Origin of the sequence: Lactococcus sp. S47 (assembly GCF_016517475.1) — a bacterium.
In the GTDB taxonomy this organism is placed as follows: domain Bacteria; phylum Bacillota; class Bacilli; order Lactobacillales; family Streptococcaceae; genus Lactococcus; species Lactococcus lactis.
In genome coordinates this window covers 1-2,852 of sequence record NZ_JACVUB010000021.1, presented here as the reverse complement: position 1 = coordinate 2,852, position 2,852 = coordinate 1, and the positions used below count along the sequence as shown (strand labels likewise).

3 protein-coding genes are annotated in these 2,852 nt (G+C 32.0%); all 3 read right to left on the bottom strand.

Annotation, left to right across the window (positions count from 1 at the left end; all coding sequences use genetic code 11):
• Positions 1–185: 185 nt before the first annotated feature.
• Positions 186–500 carry a helix-turn-helix transcriptional regulator gene (locus tag IAE52_RS11385; protein ID WP_033900666.1) on the bottom strand — a complete coding sequence of 105 codons (315 nt, stop codon included), beginning with the start codon at positions 498–500 and terminating at the stop codon, positions 186–188.
• Between the two features lie 419 nt (positions 501–919).
• A complete protein-coding gene (locus IAE52_RS11380) occupies positions 920–2,353 on the bottom strand; it encodes an amidase domain-containing protein (protein ID WP_162551494.1) in 1,434 nt (477 codons plus the stop codon).
• 117 nt (positions 2,354–2,470) lie between these two features.
• A partial coding sequence (locus IAE52_RS11375; RefSeq protein ID WP_233610998.1) for an LPXTG cell wall anchor domain-containing protein occupies positions 2,471–2,852 on the bottom strand: 382 nt, incomplete at its 5' end.

The window sequence follows — 2,852 nt, the reverse complement described above, 5'->3', positions numbered from 1 at the left end:
CCTGCTCCAACAATAAGATAATCATAATTTTTTTTATTAAATTTCATTTTTCAGTTCCTCATTTTTATATCTTATAACCCCTGGTATTCTCTATTCATATTTTGATCGATTTTTAAAAATAATGAATAACTACCATATTGAAAGAAATTACAAATAAAAGAATATAGAAAAATTTATCCTTTTATTTACTTTATTTGTTTCAAAAACCACAACACGGAAATACGTAGTATTTCTTTTTTATCCTTGATAGATAGTTTCTTAAAGAACATTTCTAAACTTCTTTCGGGAATTTCATTATTTTCACCAATTAAATATTGAGGTGAAACATCAAAATAATTGGCTAATTCTACAAGTCTAGTAGCTGATGGCTCCCTTCCTAATTTATAATTATGAAGTGCATTTCTTGGGTAACCGAGTTCACGCTCTATTTGATTTATCGATGTATTTCTTAATCTGACTTGTTCTAGCAATCTATTGTAAAATAAATTATTTTTTCTCATGTTTTCACTTTCTTATAAAAACTTCATAATGATATTTTTATGAATTGCACATTCTTACCAAAATAGATATGTTTTTTTATTTTATTGTTAAATAATAAGAAACTATTTAGTATACATTTGTAATGTTTTAATTCATACTTGCACTACTTTAGAAACTAAATAAATAAATCATATTCAAAAATAGTCCCTACTATTTTTGATATTTTTAAAGGATGCCTATTATACTATTCTTTTAAGTTAATATTTACTTTATTTTTAATAAAAAATTCCCATATTTAACCTTCCACAATATAAACAAATTTTTACTTTCTAAACTCATATTTATCCATTTTACAGAGAAATATATAATTTATACTTTCTCTGTAAAATGGATATAAGTAAGTTAATTACATAACTTACTTATCCCATTTAATTAATAGCTATTTTGGTTGAATATAAGTAGCTAGTGCAGCGACACCAGCAGAAATATGACGTTCACTCACGATATTATTCCCTTTTACATTCATTTCAGAAACTAAAATAGAATTATCTGAATATACTTTTTCTACGAATGCCACATGACCATATATAATACTAGATCCTGCAACTCCTGGAGGAAAACTTACTGCATATCCTTCCGTTGGAACAGATGTAGTATAATAACCCTGAATTTTAGCATTGATTCCCCATTCTCCTCCATTTCCCATAAAATTACCAATCTTACCACCAAGTTGGATTATACGATTGTAGACATATTGTGTACAATTTCCGAAGGCATAACTTTCAGAGCCAGGATATTGTTCCCCATTATATACGGGAAAATCTGATTTATCACCTCTTGAAGTCACAACTGGACTAGTAGGAATATTGTCACCCAGGACTTGAGTTGAGCTATCTACATTATCATAAGCATCCAATTTATACTCTTGAATGAGTTCAATTAATTTTTGTGCATATGCTGGGTCAGTAGCAAAAATTCCTTGCAAGGCTTCAGCTGCTTCCCGATAATTTTTAGCATGTGATTTCCATGCACCAGCATAAATCTCAGAATTCCAAGTTGTTCCCTTAATCATCAAATTAATATAATCATCCAAAGCTTGATCATAATTACTATAGATTCTGAAACTTTGTTCAATATAAAATGGAGTATTTCCTGAAAATTCTTCTGTTTTAAAAGAAATAGATTTTCCTAAGTAAGCACCAGTAATATTGAAAATATTAAAATATTGTTGACTCATATTGCTTTGACCAGAACCAGATTCTAAAATGGCCTGCGCCAAGATGATTGAAGCATACAGATTATTTTTACCAGCTAAAATTCTCACACGATCCGCAATACTTTTGATAAAAGCATCAGTACTAGTGACATCAATTTTTTCAATCGGCTTAGCAGCATCAATTTCTTTTAAAACCGGACCAGTATAAACAGACTTCTCCGAGTCAGCTGACGAACTTGGCATTTGTACAGATGTTGAAGTTTGATTATATGATGTCGTTCCTTGTGAATAATTAAAAGGAGCCGATACGGAAGTAGATGGAGCTTGAGTTGTTGTTGAAGGAGTACTAGCAGAACTATTAGTTGATGGTGAACTAGAAGTGCTTGGTTTCGATGATGAATCTGACGTACTCGGTTTCGATGATGAATCTGACGTACTCGGTTTCGATGATGAATCTGACGTACTTGGTTTCGATGATGAATCTGACGTACTTGGTTTCGATGAGTCTGAAGTTATCCCTGAAGTATCTCCACTACTACTAACAGTTACCTCGTCAGCATGACTTGCTACACCAAAAACTGTCATACCCAAAATCAAAGCCGTTCCTGCGATAAACTTTTCTTTTTTCAAATGTTTAACCTTTAGTTTTTGTAATATATCTTAAATAAACTATTTAAATCCTGTCGAACCTCCAAAAAGAAGTTGCATATTTTTTTATGCGGAACCTCTTTTTATTCAGTTCTAATTGGGAAAAATAGTTATATCAGCAAATTTCTATTTATTTTCTTTTTTCTCTCTCCTTCCGAACAATGCTGCACCAATAGCACCAAAGAGTGTTGCAAGACCTATAGAGCTAGCAACTGACCCATCAGACGATCCTGTCTTAGGTAAGTAACCTGTTCCCCCATTGTTTACAGAACTACTGTTTCCTGGCAAATTACTTGTATTACTATTTGTAGTAGAGACACTTGGAGGAGTACTTGCACTCAATGAGTTTGAAACAGACATTGAACCTGAATCACTCAATGATGTGCTTGTGCTCAATGAGTTTGAATCACTGATTGACGTAGACATCGAACTTGAATCACTCAACGATGTGCTTGTACTCAATGAGTTCGAATCACTGATTGATGTAGACAAGCTTGATGAGTCTGAG

Coding starts and splice junctions, on each gene's coding strand:
- IAE52_RS11385 (WP_033900666.1), bottom strand. CDS start 500: ATGAGAAAAAATAATTTATTTTACAATAGATTGCTAGAACAAGTCAGA.